Source organism: Methylomarinum sp. Ch1-1 (assembly GCF_030717995.2).
Lineage (GTDB): Bacteria > Pseudomonadota > Gammaproteobacteria > Methylococcales > Methylomonadaceae > Methylomarinum > Methylomarinum roseum.
Genome location: NZ_CP157743.1, coordinates 629,173 through 652,613 on the forward strand (window position 1 = coordinate 629,173; position 23,441 = coordinate 652,613).

The following is a 23,441-nucleotide window of genomic DNA, read 5'->3' on the forward strand; positions in this document are numbered from 1 at the left end:
GGTGTGTTAAATAACCCGCCCCGCGTGCAGGTTTTTGGCGGCTTGCTTCGCGAAGCCGCCCTACGATGCGCCATGACGATAGGAAGCGCACCGGTTTTTGATACGTTGCTCGCTGCTCAGCACATCCGAAGGCAAGACGGTGCTCGCCTTCGGCGCGAAAAGAGCCATTCGGCCCGAGGGCGGGTAAATAACCCGCCCCGCCCAGAGGGATGACGCGATATTAACCAATGTGTTGGTTCAGGTATTTTTTAATGAGGGAGCCCTGACCTAAATTCCATCGCTCTGGACTATATTTTACATTCCAGGATAATTTAGGTGCTGAGTGAACGGCGCTCCTCGACAGATACACCACATGCGCTTAATGCATGCTCAAACTGATATATGGGAATTGCTGACCGCAAACGTGCAATCAGCAGCTTAAGAATCATTACATGACCGACCGCTAATCGGTAAAATAGCGCTACTCGCCGTGAAACGGTGGTGCGACACTATTTAATTGGCCATTTGCCCGCATGAAGACAATACAATTAAAGGAAAATGATCTAAGCGTCGGCAGCCCCTTGCCTTGGCCTGTTTATGCGCATGATGGTGAATTGTTGTTGGAACGAGGCCAACTGCTGAGCAGTGAACGACAAAAACGCATCTTGCTGACCCGCGGCCTTTACCGGGAGGCCAACGCCGGTGAAACGAAAGAATTGGAAAAGCAGGAAAAATTTTCCCTGGCCTCACCGTTTAATGTCCTGGACGCGATCAGGCAAAACGTGACTCGCATTCTCAACGACATGAATCAATCGCTGACCAGCGATTACAATCAACGAGTCACCAAGGTGGCCTCGGTGATTCAGAAACTCTGCTATGAAAATACCGATGCCGCGTTGGGAGCCATCATCCTCGACCAGCAAGCCCTATACACCGAGATCCACCCGATCATGTGCGCGATCCTCAGTGAATTATTGTTGCGGCGAAAAAAAATTCCCCAGCAAGATCGCCTGCTTTATCTGGCCGCCGCGTTAACGCAAAATATCGGCATGCTGAATTTGCAAGAACATTTACATAAACAATCGTCGCCGTTAACGGAACAGCAGCAAAAAGACATTGAACAGCATCCGTTCAAAAGCCGAGAGATTCTGCAAGGACTGGGCATCACCCACAATGAATGGCTCGACACCGTGCAGAATCATCATGAACGTCCCGATGGCCGCGGTTATCCTAACGGCTTGCAAGCCGACGACGTTAGCCTTTATGCCCGCACGCTATCATTGACCGATATCTATAGCGCTATGGTGCTGCCTCGCGAGTATCGCGACGGTTTCCACGTCAAGAAAGCGCTGCGCGATATCTTCATGCAGCGAGGCGGTGCGGTGGACATGGATTTGGCGCAATTACTGATCAAGGAACTCGGTATTTATCCGCCCGGCACCTTCGTGCAATTGGCAAACGGCGATATCGCCATCGTCATCCGCCGCGGCGTTAAACAGGCCAATGCGCCGATCGTCTTGAATATCATGTCGCCGCGCGGCGCGCCTTATAAGAATCCGCAACGCAGGGACACTAAACATCAGGACTTATACGGCATCGTCAAGGTCATCCCTAGAATCGATGATTTAAAACTGGACAGAAACCAGATCTGGGGTTTGGGCAAAAAATAGCCACGCTTGTTAACATCGTTCATTCGAGATATTTATGCTTTCACAACCTACTACTGAAGAAATAAACGCTTACCTCGCCGAGGATATCGGCAGCGGCGATGTCACCGCCGGCATCATCCCGGAAACCACGCTGGCCACAGCAACGGTGCTTAGCCGTGAAAAGACCGTTCTGTGCGGACGGGCTTGGTTCGATGCGATCTTTCATCGTCTCGATTCGGCCATCACGATCGAATGGCTGGCGGATGAAGGACAAGTCGTCGACAAAGATACCGAGTTATGTCGTTTGCAGGGGCCGGCGCGGGCCTTATTGAGCGGCGAAAGAACGGCCCTGAACCTGCTACAGACGCTGTCGGCGACGGCGACCGTGGCCAGGACCTATGCCGACGCCGTCGCCGGCACCGGCTGCAAGGTGTTGGATACCCGCAAAACCCTGCCGGGCCTGCGCATGGCGCAAAAATACGCAGTTCGTTGCGGCGGCTGTTTCAATCATCGCATCGGCTTATATGATGCGGTGCTGATCAAGGAAAACCATATCATCGCCGCCGGCTCGATTGCCCAGGCGATAAAAACCGCCCGAAATCGTTACGATTTGATGGTCGAAGTGGAAGTGGAAAATATGGCTGAATTTAAACAGGCCATCGCGGAAAAACCCGATCGCATCATGCTGGATAATTTTTCCCTTGAAGACATGCGCGCCGCAGTCGCCCTCAATGCCGGCGCCGTCGAACTGGAGGCGTCCGGCAACATCGACCTGGATTGCATACGCAAGGTAGCAGAAACCGGCGTCAATTATATTTCCATCGGCGCGTTAACCAAAAACATTATCGCGATCGATTTATCGATGCGTATCAAGCTGGATATGAGTGATGATTGACCACATCGACCAATTAGTCAGACAAATTACCCTCGGCGTCTATGTCATCGGCGTCAACAACGGGACAAAACAAAACGCCTTCACCGCCGCCTGGGTCATGCAGGCGTCTTTCGATCCGTTGCTGCTTTGCATCAGCATCAACCCGGAGCATTATTCGTGGCAATTGTTACAAGAAGGCGGCATTTGCAGCGTCAATGTGCTGGGAAAACATCAGTATGCGATCGCCGAGCACTTCGGCGCCTCCGGTCTTAAAGACAAGATGGCCGGTTTTCGCTGGCATCAGGCGGAAACCGGCGCTCCGGTACTGTCGGAAAGCCTTGCTTATTTCGATTGCCGAGTCAGCCATTATGCCGACGCCGGAGATCATAAATTAGCCGTCTGTGAAGTCGTAGATGCGGCCTTATTGAACAACGGCCCATTGCTGCTCTATAACGACACCGGCGACATGGATGGCAGCAGCGAAATATACGCAGACTCGGCAGACTAAAATCCAGTTCACCTCGCGCCGACGCGGAAACCCTAACTCTCCCGCTGAGTCAGTCAAGCAATCCAATTACATGTATTAGAAAGAAAATTTTACTAATAATATAATACCTTCCTCTTATTAATGTTGTGAGCAAATATAACTAGAATAATAATTAAGAGGAGGTTTGCAATGTGTTGGAGTGGCGAAGCGTCGGGCGTTCTTGCCGTCGCCGGGTTAAGTACAGCGGCTTATGTCGCTTATAAGGGGGAGTCTAAGGAACTGTGGATTCCCCTAACTTATTTTGCCTTAATGGAATTGCTACAGGCGGCAACGTATGCCTATATCGATCTCTGTGATAATCCCAACAATCAGGTCCTAACCCTGTTTGGTTATATTCATATTGCTTTCCAGCCATTTTTCGTCAACATGGTGGCGATGTATTTCATTCCGGAAAGCGTCAAACTCAAAATAAGAACGACCGTCTATACCATCTGCGCCATCGGCTCTTTGGCGATACTGGTCAAGATGTTCCCATTCGACTGGGCCGGAAGCTGCAATGCGGGTTTGGAAGGCTTCTGCGGTGCGCAAACCTGTTCCGTATCCGGCGACTGGCATATTGCCTGGCAACTTCCCCTCAATGGGTTATTATCTTCTCCGGTCAGCTGGCTGCCCGGTTTTGATTGGGGACTGCACGCCTTTGCCTATATCCTGGTGGCTTTCTACATGCCGATTATATACGGTTCATGGCGCTTCGTCGGTTTTCATTATTTGATTGGTCCGTTGATTTCCGATCTCACCACCAACGATCCGAACGAATATGCGGCGGTCTGGTGCCTGTTTTCGATCGCCTTGTGCGTCTCGGTGATCAAAACACCGATCAGAAAACATCTTCATGTTAAAAAATGGCCATATTATCGCCGACAAGTTGCCGACAGCTTGTAAACCGAAACGTCGTGGTTTGAACATTATCCCGGATATTGACCACACCATATCCGGGTCATGCTCAGCATAAAAAATCGCTCAACAATGGTGCATATTGGCCCGATTGGGGCGCCAATATTTACCGAGCGGTCTTATTTTTCGGTAACTATTCAGTATCTTTCAGGATTTAGGGAGTAGACCATTGATTTCTCGGGACGCGTGAATACTTCCATGTAAGCTCTGACTGCAACGTCCTGTTGCAGACAGCCCGATAAATCAATAGCCTACTCCCTCTGATAAAAATACGCTGAATAATTACATTTTTCGTTATGTTAACGATATTGACGGGTATGGAGCATATATTCGCGAAGCCGCCCTACGTTAGCTACGTTGGCGTCGTAATCGTCGGTTGACCACCGTAGGGTGGATTCGCCGCCAGGCAATCCGACTGGATATGCACAACGGCCAATTTCGCCTCCGGTGGCGGTTTTTGGCGGCTTGCTTCGCGAAGCCGCCCTACGATGCGGTAGGGTGTGCTGACGATAGGAAGCGCACCGGTTTTTGATGCGCTTCACCCAGCACCTAAATTATTATCCTGGGATGTAAAATATAGTCCAGTAGCCATGGCATTAAAAATGCTGTGAATATTCGACGGATATGGGAACATATCCACTTAGCGAAGATTTATGGCAATAAGCTGAGTCGCCCTTCAAGTTTCATTAAAGACCTACTCATTGATGAATCAGGAAACGCGAACAGCTACTAAGATGAACCCATTAACGATAGTTAGGCCGCAGTCTGAAATGATCCTCATTCAAAAACTCGACAGTTATTACAGAGAGGTGCAGGAAATCATTCTGGACCGGCAAGACCCGGTTAGCGGCCTGCTGCCCGCCAGCACCGCCGTTAACGTCCATGGCAACTACACCGACGCCTGGGTCCGCGATAATGTCTATAGCATCCTTGCCGCCTGGGGATTGGCGCTGGCCTATCGCCGCATCGACGAAACCGATGGGCGCACCTATACCCTGGAGCAAAGCGTCGTTAAATTGATGCGAGGCCTATTAACCGCGATGATGCGCCAAGCCGCCAAGGTCGAGCGCTTTAAATACAGCCAGGACCCGCTGGATGCCTTGCATGCCAAATATGACACGCATAGCGGCACTATCGTCGTCGGCGACCATGAATGGGGGCATTTGCAACTCGATGCGACTTCGCTTTTTTTACTGATGCTGGCTCAGATGATCGCCTCCGGTCTGAAAATCATCTTCACCCTCGATGAAGTCAATTTCGTCCAAAACCTGGTGCATTATATTTCCCGCGCCTACCGGACCCCCGATTACGGCATCTGGGAACGCGGCAATAAAAGCAATCACGGCATCGCCGAATTGAACGCCAGTTCGGTGGGCATGGCCAAGGCGGCTCTGGAGGCGATGTCCGGATTCAACCTGTTCGGTGCGAATGGCGGTCAAGCCTCGGTCATCCATGTGATCAGCGATGAAATTGCCCGTTCCCGCATCACGCTGGAATCGCTGCTGCCGCGTGAATCGATGTCCAAGGAGGTGGATTCCGCGCTGCTCGGCGTCATCGGGTATCCGGCTTTCGCCGTTGAAGACCTGGATTTATTACAGAGAACCGAACAACGAGTTTGTGAAAAACTGCAGGGTCAGTATGGTTGCAAACGCTTCCTGCTCGATGGACACCAGACTGCGATTGAAGACAGTCATAGGCTGTATTATGAACCGCATGAATTGAAACAATTCATGGATATCGAATGCGAATGGCCGTTGTTTTTTTGTTATTTACTGCTCAATAAGTTGTTCACCGGCCAGAAGGCCGAAGCAGACGTCTATCGCGGCAAGCTGGACCAGTTGCGCGTTAATCGGGACGGTCGCCAGTTATTGCCGGAACTCTACAGGGTTCCGGCGGACAAGATCGAGGCGGAACGCAATGATCCCGGCAGCCAGCCGCGCGTCCCCAATGAAAATATACCGCTGGTCTGGGCGCAAAGCCTATATACCTTAGGCGCGATGATCCAGGACGGTTTGCTGGAAATCGGCGACATCGACCCGCTAGGACGCCGCCAATCCATCGGCCGCAGCCGCAGTCGTAAAATCCAACTCACCCTGCTGGCCCAGGATGCGGCGGTGCAAAACCAATTGGATGAATTCGGTATCGTCACCCAAACTTTCGCCGAAATCGCTCCCATCCAGATCAGAGAATCCGGTGAATTGGCCGCCGCCTACACCCAGGTTGGCCGCAACAAACGTCTCGGATTAAGCGGCAGACCCAATCGACAGGTTCGCGCTCTGGGCACGGCCTTGCTCTATAAACTAGCCAATAATCGCATCCTCTTCTTGCCTCAGTTCATGAACCAACGCGGCTTTTATCTGGCTTTGGACAACCGTTTGCTGGTTGAACGCCTGCGTCACGAGTTGGCCTATATTTATCAACACTGGGACCGTCCCGGCCGTCCTCTGGTGGTCATGGTGATCAAACATAATATGCTGGATAACGAAGGCTATCGAGTATTGCTGGAATTCATGGCGGAATTGCAACAAGGCTCGATCCTCGGCGTACCGGTGCAACTGGGACGCCTGGCCGAATTCATCCCCACCGCCAGCCATGAGCAAATCGACCATCTGCATGATTTTCGTTTTTCCGAGCCCAGCTGGCAAGAAGCCGAGCGTCCCGGTCGACGCTTATTGACGGCTTGCGCGGATGCGAACATAGCCGTCGATGCCGAAACCTTGAGCCGTTGGGAAAAGTCGGACGACGATTTCTTGCTCGGACAGTTGACGAGCAACGCCAATCTCTATGCCCAACTGGAGATCTTAGCACTACTAAACTCGCGCCATGGCCCGGATCACGCCGTCATTTTAAGCGTCTTCGACCAGCGGCCTTGTCGGCTACGCGATTTGCTCGAAGAGGTTTACGCCCGGGCCGGCGACTTGCATGAATGGACGCTGGTTCGGCGCAGCGCCGGCTTATTGGGTAAATATGATGTCGACCTGGAACAGGCCGCCGCCGAAATACTGGTGCGCCTGAAGCGCTTGAGCGTCGGCCGCGAATACAGCAACCGAGCGACCTTTAAACGGCCGCCCAATGCCCAGGAAATTCTGTCGACGATACGCACTTACAACAACAATGATGTCGCCATCCATATTATCATCCAAGAACTCATCATCTATCTGGGCATTCTGATCAAGTCCCATCCGGAATTGTTTACCGATATGCATACGGTGCGGGTCGGTCATATCATGCAGCTGATTGTCGCCCGACAACGGCGCAAACTGGATTGCGAAATGGATGTAGCCTTTAACACGCTGTTGGCGCTGCCGCCTCATCAACTGGCCCAATTGGTCAAAGAGACGCTGGCCGATTACCAAAACTCGGAAAGCGAATTGAATCAGGCGGAAACGCTTCGTTACGAGGGACGATACAAACATCTGGGCAGCGCCCGTTTTTCCGAACAGCTCAATCCTAAAGATCGCGGCAGCGCCGAGGACTGGCATGAGTGGCGCGAACAACTCGGCAGCGTCGGAAGAGAACCGGCTGCCTTCTTCGCCGCCGTCTGGGAGATTCTGCAGCACTGTAAGGGGTTGGTTATCGATGATAAACTGAACAGCAAACGCCTGCTCGACAGCGAAGATATACTGGCGCAGATGACCGCCGAGGAACAAAGTTTCGAATTGTTGATTAATCACCGACTGGATAAGATTCAGTCGCCCGATTATCGACAATTGACCGTTGAAGCCTTGCAGGCGCTGGCATTGATCTTCAAGGACGATCCCGAACTCTATGTCGATGACACCTTAATGACCGATACGCTGATCAATCATGCCGTGCGCATCAGTTGGCTGCAAAAACATCCGGACCGCGCGCACCAATACGAACAGGATCATGCCTTTTCGTGGCAGGAATTTTATCAGCTGCCGCCCAACGAGGTTGCAAATGCGATCATCGACGCATTGAATTATCTGCTGGATAACGACAACGAAACCCCGGGAGTGTGCATATGATACTCGCTGGCGACATTGGCGGCACTAAGACCGTGTTGGCGTTATACGGCCGCAATAATCAAGGGGAATTGCAATGCGAATTCGAGCAGACCTATTTCAGCGCCGAATATCCCCATTTCCATGACATCTTGTCGGTTTTTATCCCCGCCGATACAACGCTCAACGCCGCCTGTTTCGGCATCGCCGGACCGATCGTCGAACAACGCTGCCAAATCACCAATCTGCCCTGGCTTATCGATGCCGCGGAGCTGTCCATCAAACTTCGCTGCAACCGCGTCAAACTGTTGAACGACCTCGAAGCGACGGCGATTGGCATGTTGAATATTCCGTCCGAAGACCTGGTCGAACTTAACCCCAGCGCCCAACGCCAACAAGGCAATATTGCCGTGATCGCCGCCGGCACCGGTCTGGGCGAAGCGATACTGTACTGGGACGGACAACGCCATCACCCGATGGCGACCGAAGGCGGCCACTGCGATTTCGCGCCTCAAACCCAGCAGCAGGATCTCTTACTGAGTTATCTACGCAAACAGTTTAACGGTCATGTGAGCTGGGAACGCGTGCTTTCCGGCGCCGGTTTCGGTCATCTCTATGATTTCCTCGTTGACATAAACTATGCGCCGGCCTGCCCGGCAGTGCCGGCGGCTAACTCCGTCAACGCCTTAAGCGATGACCGGAACGCCATCATCTCGCGTCTGGGCCTTAACGTCGAGGATCGGGGTTGCGCGGAAGCGCTGCGCCTGTTTGTCGAATTATACGGCGCCGAAGCCGGCAACTTGGCGCTGAAATGTCTGGCGACCGGCGGCGTTTATATCGGCGGCGGCATCGCGCCTAAAATCCGTCCCGTGTTGGAGAACGGCGACTTCCTGCGCGCCTTCAGCGACAAAGGTCGCTTCCAAACCTTGCTCAGCGGCCTATCGGTCAAACTGTCTCTGAACCCAAATACCGCCTTGATCGGCGCGGCTCATTACTTTTCAGATTGATCGTAGCGTAACCTGTGAAAACCGTCGATTGCGTGCGGAACATTCCGTCTATCCACCGATAATGGAGGAGGTAGCAAGCATGTGCAGAAATTTCAGTAATCATAGGCGCTATTTTGACCTTCTGTTCTTTTGCGGACTGCTGCTAGCATCTGCATCTATCCGCGCTATCGAGCCGCCCTCCCCGTCTTCTCCTCAACCAAGCAAAGAACCCGCTGTCCAGCAACGGCTGGCCGAGATCAAACAGCGGCAAGCCGCTTTGACCAAGCAAAACGATTCGTTTGCCCGCCGCCTGTCGGTCGCCAAAAACGAACAACGCAGCGATGCAGCCCAACAACTGCAAACGATACTGACGACTCTCGCACGGCTCAATGCCAGCTATGATCAACAGCTCATCGCGCTAGAGCGACACCATTCACTGACTAGCAAAAAACAACAATATCAAGAACCAAGCTGGAAAAATCGACGGCGCCCAAGCAACCCTTTTCCTTCATAGAACTGGACCAAGCCCGCGAGGAGCTGAATGTGGAATCACGCCGGGACGCGGCTTTGGCGGCTGGAATCGAACTAGCCGAAGAAGCCTTGAAGACGGCTGACGAAGCGCTGCAACAACGACAAGAAACGGTTTCCGAACTAGCGGCCGAACAGGCCCAGGCAGATACTGAATCGAAACAACCGGAGCTCGCCTTGGAAAAGGCGCGTTGGCAATTGACGTTGGCGGAACAAAACCAAAGACTACGCCAGCTTGAACTGGATAACGAACAACTGGCGAAATCCGTTCACCAGCTTCATCTGGACTTGTTGCGCAGCCAGGTCAAGTTTCTCCAGACCCATGCAGCCTTTGGCGCCGACGAACTAAAAGAGCAATTGCGGCGCATCGACAAGGAACAATTTGCGTTGAATCGTCAGGTGGCGCGTGCAAAAAGCCAGCTGAGCACGGTCAAAACCCTGCTGGAACAGAGCAGAAAAAAATTACACACCGACCCCAGCCTTGAAGCGGACAGCGACGCCCTGCAACTGCAATACGAGGCGTTAAAGACCCAAATAGACAACGACAGCCGCCGCATCGAGTTGCTCAACGATTCGAAGCAAGTCTGGCAACGGCGTTACGATGTGTTCAATCAGGCTGTCAATCAAGCGATGCTGCCAAAATGGCGCAGCCAAGCGAAGCAAAAATTGACCGAAATTGACCAGGAACAGGCCGCCCTGAAACTTTGGCTTGCCGACTGGCAAAGCCGTCAAATCACACTGCTGAACAAGATCGATGACGGCCAGACAAGCCGTGGAATCGAACAACAACGCGATGCAGTAAAGCAAATTCTCGCCTCGTTACAGGCCTTGCATAACGCCCTGGAAAACAGTCGCCGACTGCATAATAAACTGATCGATGAAATCAATATCCGCACGTCTCAGCGATCCCTGCGTGAATGGGTCGAGTTGGCGTTAAATTACCAGATCTATCAAAACATGGTGCTGGATTGGTGTTACGCCTTCGCCACGGCTCTAACCACCTTCCTGCTGCTGTATTTTCTCCGCTGGATTCTGATTCTCAGGCTGAAACGCCTGGAAAAGCCGAGCAAGGCTTCATTGATCAACGCCTTTTTGTCCGTCATCCAACGCGCGAACAGTTTTTTCTTCTTGATGCTCGCCGTCTTCGCCGCCTCCCAGTTGCTGACGCTGACGACTGCCACCCAAACCACGATCAGCAATTTGACGAAAGTGGCTACCGTGTTTCAAGTCGCCGTATGGGCCAGCAGTTTCGTCAGCGCCTGGGTGTTTCGCATTCTCGCTCGTCGCACCAAAGGCGACGGCGCCAGCATGAGCGCCTTATCGATTTTCAACTTTTCCAGCCAAGTGATAGTCTGGTCGATCGCCTTATTGCTGATCCTGCAGAACTTCGGCATCGATGTCACCGCGTTGGTCGCCGGTCTGGGCATCGGCGGCGTCGCTATCGCGCTGGCCTTGCAGCGCATACTCGGCGACCTGTTCTCGTCCTTCTCGATCGTGTTGGACAAACCCTTTGTCGTCGGCGATTTCATCATCTTCGACGATTTCCTCGGCAGTGTCGAACACATCGGCATCAAAACCACCCGCATCCGCAGCCTGAGCGGGGAACAGATCATTTGCGCCAACGGCGACCTGCTCAACACCCGTATACGCAATTACAAGCGCATGAACGAACGCCGCGTCACCTTTAAAATCGGCGTGGTTTACCAAACCCCGCCGGAAAAACTGCAACAAATCCCCGCCATGATCCGGGAAATCATCGAGGCGCAACAGCCCACTCGTTTCGATCGCGCCCATTTCAGCGCTTATGACGATTTCGCCCTGCTCTTCGAAATCGTCTATTACGTGTTGGATCCCGATTACAACCTCTACATGGATATCCAACAAGCAATCAACCTGGAGATCTTCACGCGTTTTCAAGCCGCCGGCATCCAATTCGCCTATCCGACCCAATCGCTTTACCTGCAGAACCTGCCCAGCCAGGAAAACTTGCAGTGATTGGACCCATGAGCGTCAGTGGCAAGACGCAACCATTGTAGGAATGTAGGAACGATCGCGGCCGTGTAGACTCGAAGACAACATCTAACGCCAAGGAAAGCCTTCCGGGAGCTTATGCGTTAGAAATCAAAATCTACTCTGCCTTAAGTGAATAATTACTGCAGCATAGATACATTTTGTGTAACTGCTCGCCCCACTTATCGAACGCGGCAGGGCATGTGGATTCGCCGCCAGGTAATCCGCCTGGTACGCACAACGGCTAATTTTGCCCCGGTGGCGGTTTTTGGCGGCTTGCTTCGCGAAGCCGCCCTACGCGTTATATTGCAACCGTCGGATGGCCCCACCGGGTGGATAAGCCTGAAGGGCGCATCCACCCTACGAATGGGGGTGAGTAGTTACCATTTTGGTAATTATTCAGCGTATTTTTATCAGAGGGAGTAGGTTATTGATTTATCGGGCTGTCTGCAACAGGACGTTGCAGTCAGAGCTTACGCCGCACAGGGAAGTGCAAGTGCCGCGTGAAGCAGGATGCTGTTAGCTGCCATGGAAGTATTCACCCAGCACCTAAATACCATAGACTATTGGCAATGATTTATAATCGTCGTTTATTTAGGTGCTGGGAAATCAATGACCTACTCCCTAACCCCCTGAAAGATACTGAATAGTTACCCATTTTGTTTGGATTATTTACCTACCGAGACCCGAAGGAGGTCAAATGAACAAAAAGCATCAATACATCGCTGTCGCGATCACCGTCCTCACATTATCGATCTCTGCAAACGCAGAAGCACAAACTTCCGCTCGAAAACTCGGTAGGGGACTGGCCGCAATGACCTGCGGTTTTCTCGAAATCCCCGGCAACATTATCGCCGAAACCAGGGCGCAAGGCGCTGTCGGGGTCCCGATTGGGCTCGCCATAGGCTTAGGCATGACCGTCACCCGGGAACTAGTCGGCGTTTATGAATTTGTCAGCGCGCCATTTCCGATGCCGGCGGGATTTCAGCCGATACTAAGGCCCGAGTATCCTTGGGATTATTTCGATTAAACCCGCCAACAACACTTTCAATTTGCAGGACCCCATTTTATTAGGGTGCGCCGAAAGAGGTCGTTTGTTGATACGCCATGCGCAGCATCGGCGGAAACCCATCTCCGGCGTAATTCGGCTTGCGTCGATTACGCCGGCGAGTCATTTCCTTTAAGGTGGTTTCAGCTGATTTTACCGACGATCCCTTCCAGTTCTTCCAGGCTGGTGTAGCTGATCACCAGCTTGCCTTTGCCGCTCTGTTGATGATTGATTTCGACCTTGGCGCCGGTTTTCGCGCTCAATTCTTCCTGCAACCTGAGAGTATCGGGATCTTTTCTCGGCTTCTCCGCTTTCTTGCCATCGTCTTCCCGCTGCAACTCCTTGACCAGCTTTTCCACGGCGCGCACCGACAGACCTTGTTTTACCGTCTTATAGGCGACATCGATCTGTTGTTTTTCCTCCAGACTGAGCATCGCCCTGGCGTGACCCATTTCCAGCAGGCCCTTGGCCATCAAATTTTTGACCTCGGCATGTAAATCCAACAATCTGAGCAAATTGGAGACCGTCGCCCTGGATTTACCGACCGCGGATGCAATCTGCTGATGAGTCAAGCCGAATTCATCCAGCAGCCTTTGCAAGGCTTCCGATTCCTCCAACGGATTCAGATCTTCCCGCTGGATATTTTCAATCAGCGCGATCGCCATCACCGATTGGTCGTCAATATCCTTAACGATCACCGGCACTTCATGTAACTCGGCCAACTGCGCCGCGCGCCAGCGTCGTTCGCCGGCGATGATTTCATATTTTTCGTCTGCCAGATGACGCACGATAATCGGTTGAATAATGCCCTGCGCGGCGATGGAATCGGACAATTCCTTGAGTTTTTCCGGGTCCATGTCCTTGCGCGGCTGATATTTACCACGCTGCAAGAGTTCGATCGGCAGGGTCTGCGTATCATGCCGCTTTTTCTGTTCCGTCTCGCCGGCAGGCGGCGCTACCTCACCCAACAAAGCATCCAAACCGCGCCCTAAACCTCGTTTTTTTACGGCCATATCGTTCTTTAACTCTGTTTTTCTTTTCTGATCATTTCACCGGCCAGCGCAATATAAGCGACTGCGCCGCGCGAAGCCTTATCATACATCAGCACAGGCACTCCATGGCTGGGCGCCTCGGCGAGACGGATATTGCGCGGTACGCAGGTTCTAAACACCTTGTCGCCAAAGTATTCCATCAGCTGATCGGAAACGTCTTTGGTCAGACGACTGCGGTTGTCGAACATCGTGCGCAAGATGCCTTCCAGATGCAGACCCGGATTGACCGCTTCGCGAATATTTTTCAGCGTCGCCATCAGCGCCGACAAACCTTCCAAGGCGTAATATTCACACTGCATCGGTATCAATACGCTGTTGGCGGCCACCATCGCGTTCAGGGTCAACATGTTCAAGGAAGGTGGACAATCGATCAGAATATAGTCGTAGTTGTTTTTAACCTGTAACAAGGCGTCGGCCAGGCGGCGTTCGCGATGAGGCGCATCCATCAGCTGCACTTCCGCCGCAGTCAAGTCGCCATTGCCGGGAATGATATCGAAGCCGATTTCCTGGTTATGGATAATCGTTTCCGCCACCGGCACTTCTTCCAACAGCAATTCACAGCTGGAATATTTGCTTTCTTCTTTGACGACGCCGCAGCCCATCGCCGCATTGCCTTGTGGGTCCATGTCGATCAACAAGACTTTGCGCTTGGCCGCGGCCAGTGATGCCGCCAGATTGACACTGGTGGTCGTTTTCCCGACCCCACCCTTTTGATTGGTAACGGCAATTATCTTAGCCATGCTTGCTTTGCCTCTCTATTCGCACCAGACACCTTTCCGCCGCTATTCCCGGCACATCGATCGGTATTACTGTATATTTTTCGGTTAGTTGCATTAATTCCTGCTCAGGATTCTGACCTTTCATCGCCAATAACACAGCCTCTTCGGCCAATAAATGACGGGTCAGATTGATGATAGTTTCCAGGCTGGCGAAGGCCCGCATAATCACGGTGGAAAAACGTTCGGACGGGGTGAATTGCTCGACCCGACTGTGTTTTACCGTGACATTTTTCAGTTTCAGTTCCAAAATCGCCTGCTGTACGAAACGCGTTTTCTTGGAATTGGAATCCACCAGCGTAAATTCCACCTGCGGCAAAAAAATCGCCAGTGGAATTCCCGGCAAACCTGCGCCAGTGCCGATATCGGCGACCCTGCTTCCTTGCACATAGGGGAGGATGGCCAAGCTGTCCAGAATGTGCAACGTCGCCATTTCCCGCTCGTCGCGGACAGCAGTCAAATTATAAGCTTTATTCCATTTGCCGATCAGTTTTATGAATGCCAGCAGCCGATCGATTTTCTCCTCATCGACCGGCAACGCCAATTGCTGCAGCCCCTGCCGCAGTATATGCCGACATTTATCCATCAGGCGCTTTTCTTCTTCAAATGAACCAATAGCAGCGAAATCGCGGCCGGAGTCACGCCGGGAATTCGCGAGGCCTGACCCAGCGTCTCCGGTCTTTGCTGACGCAGCTTTTCGCTGACTTCGTTGGACAATCCCGAAACATTGCGGTAATCGACATCATCCGGCAGGGGCAGATGATCGTAACGCCGGGTTCTGTTGATCTCGGTTTGCTGACGGTCGATATAACCGGCATATTTGGCCTGAATCGCCACCTGCTCGGCCACCTGTTCCGGTACGTCTCCGGCCTCTGCGAAACCGAGCAGGCGGCCGACATCCACTTCGGGGCGACGCAATAATTCCATTAAACTGGCCTCCTTCTGCAATTTTTTGCCCCAGTATTGTTCCGCCTGCGCGGCCTGTTCGCTGCCGGCCCTGATCCATTTTTTCGCCAGTTCGCCTTGCAAGCGGGCGATGGCCTCGCGTTTCTCGCTGAAAGTCCGCCAGCGCTGCTCGTCGACCAAGCCTAATTCACGCCCTTTCTCGGTCAAACGCAGATCGGCATTATCCTCTCTAAGCAACAGCCGATATTCCGCCCGGCTGGTGAACATGCGATAGGGCTCCTGCGTGCCGCGGGTGATGAGATCGTCGATCATCACGCCGATATAGGCCTCGTCGCGCGCAGGACACCAGCTTTCCAGTCCCAGCACTCGGCGCGCCGCATTCAGGCCGGCGATCAAACCTTGCGCCGCCGCTTCCTCATAGCCGGTGGTGCCGTTGATCTGACCGGCAAAAAACAGACCGTCCATGTGTTTCGTTTCCAATGACGATTTCAGATCGCGCGGATCGAAAAAGTCATATTCGATCGCATAACCGGGGCGGATGATCTCGGCCTGTTCGAAACCGAGCATCGAGCGGACAAATTGATACTGCACCTCGAACGGCAGACTGGTGGAAATGCCGTTCGGATAGATCTCATTGGTGTTCAGGCCTTCCGGTTCGACAAAGATCTGATGAGAATCGCGCTCTGCGAAGCGCATCACCTTGTCTTCGATCGACGGACAATAGCGCGGCCCAACCCCTTCGATGACGCCGGTATACATCGGCGAACGATCCAAGCCGGAACGTATGATGTCATGTGTCTCGCTGTTTGTGCGGGTGATGTAACAGGGAATTTGGCGCGGATGATCTTCCCGTTTGCCCAGAAACGAGAATACCGGCACAGGATCATCGCCATGTTGCACCTGCAGCTTGCTGTAATCGATGGTTCTGCCGTCTATACGCGGCGGCGTGCCGGTCTTCAAGCGATCGACTCGGAACGGCAATTCTCTTAGCCTTTCCGCCAGCGCAATCGACGCCGCATCGCCGGCCCTGCCGCCACTGTAATTCTGCAAACCGATATGAATCTTGCCGCCCAGGAAGGTGCCGGTGGTCAACACCACTGCGCGAGCATAAAATTCCAAGCCCATCTGGGTTTTAACGCCAACCGCCTCGCCTGATTCTACGATCAAGTCGGCGACGGTCTGTTGAAACAAGGCCAGATTAGGCTGGTTTTCCAGCGTACTTCTGACCGCCTGTTTATACAGGTTGCGATCAGCCTGAGCGCGCGTTGCGCGGACCGCGGGTCCCTTGCTGGCATTGAGAATGCGGAACTGAATGCCGGCTTGGTCTATCGCGCTAGCCATCACGCCGCCCAGCGCGTCGATTTCCTTGACCAGGTGTCCCTTGCCGATACCGCCGATCGCCGGATTGCAACTCATCTGTCCGAGAGTTTCAATATTCTGGGTCAATAATAAAGTCTGCGCGCCGCATCGTGCCGCGGCAAGAGCCGCTTCGGTACCGGCGTGGCCGCCACCGACAACGATTACATCAAAAATTTTCTGGAATTTCACAGTCAAACTATGGTCTGATAAAACGTGTATCTTAATAGTTTACGGCGAAAAAATCATGAAAAAACGTAAGAAATCAAACGGCTTGCAGATAGCCGAGCAACGAAACCCGGTGGCGAAATATGCTCACCGCTTCAATAAGGCGAGGGTTTTCAAAGATAAAAGCAAATATCAACGCCAAGCCAAACATAAAGGCCGGGAGCCTTTTCCAATCAAGTCGGCGGACTTTATCGGAAAAGGTTCCCGCCTTATTGCTTATCCCCCTCTTGGGCGCAATGCATACATCGGCTGGAATAGGGCATGGCCTTCAGGCGCGCTTTTTTAATCGGGCTACCGCAAATCAGACAAATGCCGTAAGTTCCGCTGTCTATTCGTGAAATAGCCTGTTTCACCTGTGCTATTTCCTCCCGGGCCGCATTGCCCAGCGCATCCAACACCTGGTCATTTTCCGTTTCCACGGCCTGTTCGGAAAAATCCTGGTCCAGCGGCTTATCGGTATGTTTTACGTCATCGGTAATTTTTTTCAACCGCTCGTCGAGATCTTCCAGCATTTCGATTAAATTACTGCGTACGTCGTTGTATTCTGCCAAAACCGTTACCTGCCTTCTCGTTAACAACCTCGATCAATAATGTCTCGGTTTTTATGGTTTGTCATCGTGTAATTATTCAGCGTACTTTTATCAGAGGGATTAGGTTATTGATTTATCGGGCTGTCTGCAACAAGCGGATTTTTGCTCTGACCGCCAACGTAGGGCGGCTTCGCGAAGCAAGCCGCCAAAAACCGCCACCGGAGGCAAAATTGGTCATTGTGGTTTCCAGGCGCATTGTCTATCGGCGAACCACCCGACGGTTGCATGCCAATGTAGCCTTGCCTTCGGATGTGTCGAACAGCGTGAAGCGCATCAAAACAAGGTGCGCTTGCTCCGCCAAAGTCTGCCCGTAGGAGGCCCGCCCTCGGGCCGAATGGCTCTTTTCGCGCCGAAATCAATGACCTGCTGCCTTGAAAGACACCGAATCGCTACAGCAATTCCCACTTTGGCGTTCAAAAAGGGCATGGGGTGTGTTTGGCGAGGATGTCGGCAGCAAGGATGCTGCCGTCAAGCCCCCAGGGATGGGTTTACCCAGCACCTAAATTCCATGGCTACTGGACTATATTTTACATTCCAGCATAATTTAGGTGCTGGGTGAACGGCGCTCCTCGACAGACACACCCCATGCCCTAAACACCGCAAAAATACTCAAACTGATGGGAATTGCTGGAATCGCTACGTCTTCGTTAACATATCAATAGATTGAACTATACTGGGTTTTAACCGACTAATCATCGTTATTTTAACGCCTGACCGTCATAAAATTTTCAGTTAACGGAAATCACGCTTCCCGATTATGGACAATTCTCTCAATCAACTGCTCGACTCGGCCAACCAAATCATCCTCGGCAAACAGCAACAAATCCGACTGGCGGTGTGTTGTCTGCTGGCGAAGGGTCATCTACTGATAGAAGACATTCCCGGCGTCGGCAAAACGACTCTCTCCCATACCCTGGCGCAACTGTTCGGCCTTAACTATCAACGCATTCAGTTCACCAGCGATATTTTACCGGCCGACATCATCGGTTCCTCGGTATTCGACGCGGAAAACCACCGCTTCACATTCCATCCCGGTCCGATCTTCAAGCAAATGATTCTGGCCGACGAAATCAACCGTTCCACTCCGAAAGCCCAAAGCGCATTGCTGGAAGCGATGGAGGAACATCAAGTTACCGTGGAAGGCGAAACCTATCCACTGCCTCAGCCTTTTTTCGTCGTCGCCACACAAAACCCGTCTCATCAAATCGGCACCTTTCCGCTACCGGAATCGCAACTGGATCGTTTTTTGATGCGTATCGAACTGGGTTACCCTAATCAACAAGCCGAACGGGAACTGCTGACCGGTCGACGGCGCTATGATTTGATCGATTCGCTGGAGGTTAAATTACCGCCGGAACAATTGAGCCAAATGCAGCAGGCTGTCGGCGAAGTCCACGTGTCTCCGGCGTTGCTCGATTATCTGCAAGCCATCATTGCCTTCACCCGCCAGTCCGGTGAATATCATTGCGGCCTGTCCCCTAGGGCTGGCTTGGCGCTGCTGACTGCGGCCAAGGCCTGGGCTTTCATGGATCAACGCAATGCGGTGATTCCGGAGGACGTACAAGCGGTGCTGGCCGCCGTCGCCGGCCACCGTATTCGTTCCGGCAGCACCGATTCCGACGCGATCGTCGCGCCCATACTGAATCAGGTGGCGATTCCTTGAGCGAAACAGCGTTAAGCTTAACGGAACGATTCCAGCGCAGTCGTTTCATGAGCGGTGAAAAACCGATCGACCGTCCTTTGACCCTGAACCACCGCCGGATCTTCATTCTGCCGACCCTGCGGGGCATGGGTTTTGTCCTGTTGATTGCGTTGTTATTGTTGATCGCCTTCGTCTATAACAATAACCTGGCTTATCTGCTGGCTTTCCTGCTGGCCAGCGTGTTCTTCGTGACCATATTACACAGCTATAAGTCGCTGGCTGGCCTGGTGATCCAAGCGGGCCACAGTCATGCCGCCTTTGCCGGCGAAGCGGCCGGATTCACGCTGCATATCAGTAATCCTGTTCAGCAGTCACGCATTAATCTGCAATTATCGATGCAATCGCAGCAGAACATAAGCTTGGCCGACCATGAGCAAACGACCGTCACCCTATATGCCGCGGCTCATAAACGGGGCTGGCTAGCCTGCGATACCGTCACCGTCTCCAGCTGTTATCCGTTAGGGCTATTCCGCGCCTGGTCCCCGCTGCGCTTTAATTTGCAGGCTTTGGTCTATCCGCACCCGGCCAATGCTGAACTGCCGTTTCCGGAAACGGGCGGCTTAAGCGGTGAACAGGACCGAGGCCCCAAGGATGGCGATGACTTTTATGGCATCAAAAGCTATCAAGGCGGTGACCCGATACGCCAAATCCATTGGAAAGCGTTCGCCAAGGGTCAAGGTCTGTTCAGCAAGGAATACGCCGGCGCAGCGACCACCGAATGCTGGCTGGATTACCAGGCAACGCCGGGACACGACCTTGAACAGCGTCTGAGCCAATTGTGTCGCTGGGTCGTCGATGCCGAACAGGCGGGAATCCGCTATGGCTTGATATTGCCGGGAACCCGAACCGCGCCCAGCCACGGTAGGCAACACTATACGAAATGCCTGGAAACCCTGGCATTGTTTTAGGATATCAACATCATGGCATTGGACAAGCGCATCCTGATCTTTCTGCTGGTCTCGATAGGCCTGATTGCCCTGCCGCATATTAATCATATTCCGGCGCCATTATTCGCATTTTTTTCGCTGTTGTTGACTTGGCGCTTCGCCGGGATCTGGAAACCCACCTGGTTGCCGAAACCGAAACTGGTGTTTTTACTGACTATCGCCGGCATAGGCCTGTTGTACGGCCAACATCAAGGCGTACTGGGCCGGGATGCCGGCACCGCCTTGTTTATCACCGCACTGGGCCTTAAGTTATTGGAAATCCGTTCCCCGCGCGATATTTATCTGATTACTTACCTGGCCTTCATCGTCGCCAGCTCGCAGTTTCTTTATCAACAAAGCATTCTGATGGCCGGCTATACCCTGCTCGTCTGCTGCGTGCTGTTGGCCACACTGGTCGCGATCAACAGCCGACAAGCGCAGACCTTGGCCGCCTTAAGGACAGCGGCGCAAATCATCGCCCAAGCCTTACCCCTGGCCGCGGTGCTTTTCATCTTGTTTCCCCGGGTCGAGGCGCCGCGCTGGATGTTGTTTGACGATAAACATCAGGCCAGAAGCGGTCTCAGCGACACCCTGGAGCCTGGTTCGATCAGCCGTCTTGGGCTGTCGGACGAACTGGCCTTCCGGGTGAAATTCAACGGCGACCTCCCTCCGCCGAAACAACGTTACTGGCGCGGCCCGGTGTTTTCCTATACCGACGGCAAGCGCTGGCGAGAAAGCAAGAACCGTTATTTCAAACGCTACATGGATCAACCGCGTTACCACGGCAAGGCTTACCAATATACCTTGATGATGGAACCGCATGACCAGCCTTGGGTGTATGCGTTGGATATGGCCGCCGAATACGGCGATGGCTTGCGCAGAAATGCATTTTATCAGCTGATTAGTCGCCGCGACCCCCAAGATCGCGCCGAATATCAGGTGACCTCCTTTCCAGATTACAACACCGGCTACCTGACCAAAACCGAACTGAAAGACAATTTGCAACTACCGGACGAGCCCTCGGCCAGAATGAAGCAGTTGGTCCAGCGATTGCAAGGTTTCGATGCGGAACCGGAAGTCTTTATCAGACAATTGCTGGGGCATTTTCGCAACGAAGACTTCCATTACACGTTGATGCCCGATTTAATGGAAGAAAATCCGATAGAAAGCTTTTTGTTTGAAAACCGTTATGGCTTTTGCAGCCATTATGCGACCGCCTTTGTCTACCTGATGCGGATAGCGGGCATTCCGGCAAGGGTTGTCGGCGGCTACCAGGGCGGAGAATTGAACGAGGTCGGCGGTTTTATCGAGGTCAGACAGGCCAACGCCCATGCATGGGCCGAAGTATGGCTGCAAGGCCAGGGCTGGGTCCGCTATGATCCGACTACCGCCATCGCTCCGCAACGCGTGGAGCAGGATGTCAACATCGACCTGCAAATCGCCAGCGGCGCGGTGAATTTTACCCCGGATGAAGCTAGTGCCGCGCTGGACTGGCTGAAACGCGGCCGACAACTATGGAACAGTATCGATTACAGCTGGCAGCGTTGGGTGATCAACTATAACGGCGTCAATCAATCCAGCTTTCTGGCCTCGCTGGGGATCGACAATCTGACAAAAATCGCCTATTGGCTAGTCGCCAGTTTTGCCGCGGTCTCGTCGCTGCTCGCCTGGCTGGTATTAAGGCGAAAACAGGTAAAAACCGATCCGGCCATGGCGTTATACCGACGATTCTGCGCCAGATTGGCCAAACAAACCGGTATCCGCATTAGCACCGGCGAAGGCCCGCTAAGTTTTGCTCGACGAGTCGAAAAGCAACGTCCGGAACTCGCTGAGCGGATCAATCGTATTACCGCGCTGCTTATCAAGCTGCGTTACCAGCCAGACGGCAGTGACGAGGACCTGTTGCAGTTAAAACAACAGGTCAGGCGTTTTAAAGTTTCTAGCCGTTAAAATTCGTTTATTTCGTATTTAGCAGTTCCTGCGCAGTCGGCATATCTTTGATATCTTTGGACGGACGTTCAACTTTTTGTTCAACTTTTTGCTCAACTTTCTGTTCAGTCGCCGCCGCCTCAGCTTCTTGTTTACGCTTATTGCCTTCACCGAACAATGTGGCGGCTATCATGAACAGCACGCTGGCAATCATGATAATCGGCATTCTGCCTGGCTTATCGATCCAAAACAATATCCATTTGGGTTTAATTAACCCAACAATCAGAATTAAAATCGAGAGGATGAGTATGTTGATAGCCGCTATTATCATGAGTGTCGCCTTGTTAGCTTATAATTAAAAAAATGGTAATTATTCAGCGTAGTTTTACTAAGAGGGAGTAGGTTATTGATTTATCGGGCTGTCTGCAACAGGACGTTGCAGTCAGAGCTTACATGGATGTATTCACGCGTCCCGAGAAATCAATGACCTACTGCCTAAAACCCGAAAGATACTGAATAGTTACAAAAAATGTACATTATTATTAGACGGCTGGCGGTTTGCAATACACAATCGTTTTTAATTGCGCCGTTCAATGAACTGAACCGCCGATAACGAAGTCTATGACTCACAATAGCCGCTGGGTGGCCGTGTGTCGCAATCTACGACCAGCTCCTTATGCATCGAAAATTCCACCGAGTTGCCATTAAATAATGGGTAATTTAAGAATTCCTTAAGCTTAGTTATTTATCGTCGTTCGCGCATCAATCAAAATAGCCCCGCTTCATGGCGGAAAACCTCCCTCCCTAATTAATGAACACAGCAAAAAACAAATACCATGCGTTTACTATTGGTTGAAGATGATGAAATTCTCGGCGATGGCCTGAAAACCGGCTTGTCTATGGAAGGTTATGCCGTCGACTGGGTCACAGACGGCAAACTGGCCAATGAAGCGTTAAAAACCAACCTCTATGAACTGGTGGTTTTGGACCTGAACTTGCCTAGGATGAACGGCATCCACATTCTGAAGGAGCTGCGCAAGCGCAAGGACCATACCCCGGTGCTGGTATTGACCGCCAAGGATACCATCAAGGACAGGGTGCATGGCCTGGACAGCGGCGCCGATGATTTTGTCGTCAAACCTTTCGACCTGGCCGAAATCTGCGCCCGCCTCAGGGCCTTGTACCGCCGTTATGGCACAGGCAAAATGCCGGCGATCGAACATAAAGGGATCAAACTGGATCCGGCTTCACATCAGGTTTTTTACCACGACGAACCGATCGATTTATCGCAGAAAGAATTTGAAATACTCAGCTTCCTGATGAATCATATCGGTCAAGTCGCCTCCCGCGCCCGTCTGGAAGAAACCTTGTATTCCTGGAATTCCGAAGTGGAAAGCAATACCGTCGAGGTTCATATCCATCACTTGCGCAAAAAACTGGACAGCAACCTGATCCGCACCATCCGCGGTGTCGGCTATATCATCGACGAAAATTAA

At 52.5% G+C, this 23,441-nt stretch carries 20 protein-coding genes; 14 read left to right on the plus strand and 6 right to left on the minus strand.

The window, feature by feature from the left end; all coding sequences use genetic code 11:
• Positions 1 to 512 precede the first annotated feature (512 nt).
• From Q9L42_RS03250 to Q9L42_RS03290, 9 genes are all read left to right on the plus strand, one after another.
• Complete coding sequence (locus Q9L42_RS03250) at positions 513 to 1,649, plus strand: HD-GYP domain-containing protein (RefSeq protein ID WP_349431879.1); 1,137 nt, start codon at positions 513 to 515, stop codon at positions 1,647 to 1,649.
• Between the two features lie 34 nt (positions 1,650 to 1,683).
• Positions 1,684 to 2,523: a carboxylating nicotinate-nucleotide diphosphorylase gene (gene nadC / locus Q9L42_RS03255; protein ID WP_305909859.1), complete on the plus strand. Its 840-nt coding sequence runs from the start codon at positions 1,684 to 1,686 to the stop codon at positions 2,521 to 2,523.
• Positions 2,516 to 3,010: a flavin reductase family protein gene (locus Q9L42_RS03260; protein WP_305909858.1), complete on the plus strand. Its 495-nt coding sequence runs from the start codon at positions 2,516 to 2,518 to the stop codon at positions 3,008 to 3,010. Before nadC ends, Q9L42_RS03260 begins: the two co-directional genes overlap by 8 nt.
• A gap of 168 nt (positions 3,011 to 3,178) precedes the next feature.
• Positions 3,179 to 3,931, plus strand: a complete 753-nt coding sequence (locus Q9L42_RS03265; RefSeq protein WP_305909857.1) for a DUF5765 domain-containing protein — start codon at positions 3,179 to 3,181, stop codon at positions 3,929 to 3,931.
• Positions 3,932 to 4,713: 782 nt separating this feature from the next.
• Positions 4,714 to 7,932, plus strand: coding sequence for a glycoside hydrolase family 15 protein (locus Q9L42_RS03270; protein WP_305909855.1), 3,219 nt, complete (start codon positions 4,714 to 4,716; stop codon positions 7,930 to 7,932).
• Positions 7,929 to 8,915, plus strand: coding sequence for a glucokinase (gene glk, locus Q9L42_RS03275; RefSeq protein ID WP_305909854.1), 987 nt, complete (start codon positions 7,929 to 7,931; stop codon positions 8,913 to 8,915). The genes Q9L42_RS03270 and glk overlap by 4 nt, the downstream gene beginning before the upstream one ends.
• Before the next feature lie 79 nt (positions 8,916 to 8,994).
• Positions 8,995 to 9,408, plus strand: coding sequence for a hypothetical protein (locus Q9L42_RS03280; RefSeq protein WP_349431880.1), 414 nt, complete (start codon positions 8,995 to 8,997; stop codon positions 9,406 to 9,408).
• 29 nt (positions 9,409 to 9,437) lie between these two features.
• Positions 9,438 to 11,417, plus strand: coding sequence for a mechanosensitive ion channel domain-containing protein (locus tag Q9L42_RS03285; protein WP_349431881.1), 1,980 nt, complete (start codon positions 9,438 to 9,440; stop codon positions 11,415 to 11,417).
• 715 nt (positions 11,418 to 12,132) lie between these two features.
• Positions 12,133 to 12,462, plus strand: coding sequence for an exosortase system-associated protein, TIGR04073 family (locus tag Q9L42_RS03290; protein WP_305909850.1), 330 nt, complete (start codon positions 12,133 to 12,135; stop codon positions 12,460 to 12,462).
• Between the two features lie 161 nt (positions 12,463 to 12,623).
• On the opposite strand, the gene Q9L42_RS03295 is transcribed toward Q9L42_RS03290, so the two are convergent.
• From Q9L42_RS03295 to mnmG, 4 genes are read right to left on the minus strand one after another with little or no spacing between them, the layout of a single operon-like run.
• Positions 12,624 to 13,493 (minus strand): ParB/RepB/Spo0J family partition protein, encoded by an 870-nt coding sequence (locus Q9L42_RS03295; RefSeq protein WP_305909849.1) that lies wholly within the window; start codon positions 13,491 to 13,493, stop codon positions 12,624 to 12,626.
• Between the two features lie 8 nt (positions 13,494 to 13,501).
• The gene (locus Q9L42_RS03300; RefSeq protein ID WP_305909848.1) at positions 13,502 to 14,272 is read right to left on the minus strand and encodes a ParA family protein; all 771 of its coding nucleotides are present in this window, start codon (positions 14,270 to 14,272) and stop codon (positions 13,502 to 13,504) included.
• On the minus strand, positions 14,265 to 14,894 hold the full coding sequence (gene rsmG / locus Q9L42_RS03305; RefSeq protein WP_305909847.1) for a 16S rRNA (guanine(527)-N(7))-methyltransferase RsmG: 630 nt from the start codon (positions 14,892 to 14,894) through the stop codon (positions 14,265 to 14,267). Before rsmG ends, Q9L42_RS03300 begins: the two co-directional genes overlap by 8 nt.
• Positions 14,894 to 16,762 carry a tRNA uridine-5-carboxymethylaminomethyl(34) synthesis enzyme MnmG gene (gene mnmG / locus Q9L42_RS03310; protein ID WP_305910304.1) on the minus strand — a complete coding sequence of 623 codons (1,869 nt, stop codon included), beginning with the start codon at positions 16,760 to 16,762 and terminating at the stop codon, positions 14,894 to 14,896. Before mnmG ends, rsmG begins: the two co-directional genes overlap by 1 nt.
• A 55-nt stretch (positions 16,763 to 16,817) precedes the next feature.
• Between mnmG and Q9L42_RS21425 the strand changes: the two genes are divergently transcribed.
• Positions 16,818 to 17,084, plus strand: a complete 267-nt coding sequence (locus Q9L42_RS21425) for a DUF7230 family protein (protein WP_305909846.1) — start codon at positions 16,818 to 16,820, stop codon at positions 17,082 to 17,084.
• Here Q9L42_RS21425 and Q9L42_RS03315 read toward each other — a convergent pair.
• Positions 17,008 to 17,349, minus strand: a complete 342-nt coding sequence (locus tag Q9L42_RS03315) for a TraR/DksA family transcriptional regulator (RefSeq protein WP_349431882.1) — start codon at positions 17,347 to 17,349, stop codon at positions 17,008 to 17,010. The genes Q9L42_RS21425 and Q9L42_RS03315 overlap by 77 nt on opposite strands.
• Positions 17,350 to 18,145: 796 nt before the next feature.
• Here Q9L42_RS03315 and Q9L42_RS03320 point away from each other — a divergent pair.
• Genes Q9L42_RS03320 through Q9L42_RS03330 form a run of 3 tightly spaced genes read left to right on the plus strand, consistent with a single transcriptional unit; the run spans position 18,146 to position 21,966 of the window.
• Positions 18,146 to 19,051, plus strand: coding sequence for an AAA family ATPase (locus Q9L42_RS03320; protein WP_305909844.1), 906 nt, complete (start codon positions 18,146 to 18,148; stop codon positions 19,049 to 19,051).
• A complete protein-coding gene (locus Q9L42_RS03325; RefSeq protein WP_305909843.1) occupies positions 19,048 to 19,998 on the plus strand; it encodes a DUF58 domain-containing protein in 951 nt (316 codons plus the stop codon). Before Q9L42_RS03320 ends, Q9L42_RS03325 begins: the two co-directional genes overlap by 4 nt.
• A 12-nt stretch (positions 19,999 to 20,010) precedes the next feature.
• Positions 20,011 to 21,966, plus strand: a complete 1,956-nt coding sequence (locus Q9L42_RS03330) for a transglutaminase TgpA family protein (RefSeq protein WP_305909842.1) — start codon at positions 20,011 to 20,013, stop codon at positions 21,964 to 21,966.
• Between the two features lie 7 nt (positions 21,967 to 21,973).
• Here Q9L42_RS03330 and Q9L42_RS03335 read toward each other — a convergent pair whose 3' ends face one another.
• Entirely contained in the window at positions 21,974 to 22,276 is a 303-nt protein-coding gene (locus Q9L42_RS03335) for a hypothetical protein (protein WP_305909841.1), read from the minus strand.
• Positions 22,277 to 22,781: 505 nt separating this feature from the next.
• On the opposite strand from Q9L42_RS03335, the gene Q9L42_RS03340 reads away from it, so the two are divergent.
• Positions 22,782 to 23,441 (plus strand): response regulator, encoded by a 660-nt coding sequence (locus Q9L42_RS03340; RefSeq protein ID WP_305909840.1) that lies wholly within the window; start codon positions 22,782 to 22,784, stop codon positions 23,439 to 23,441.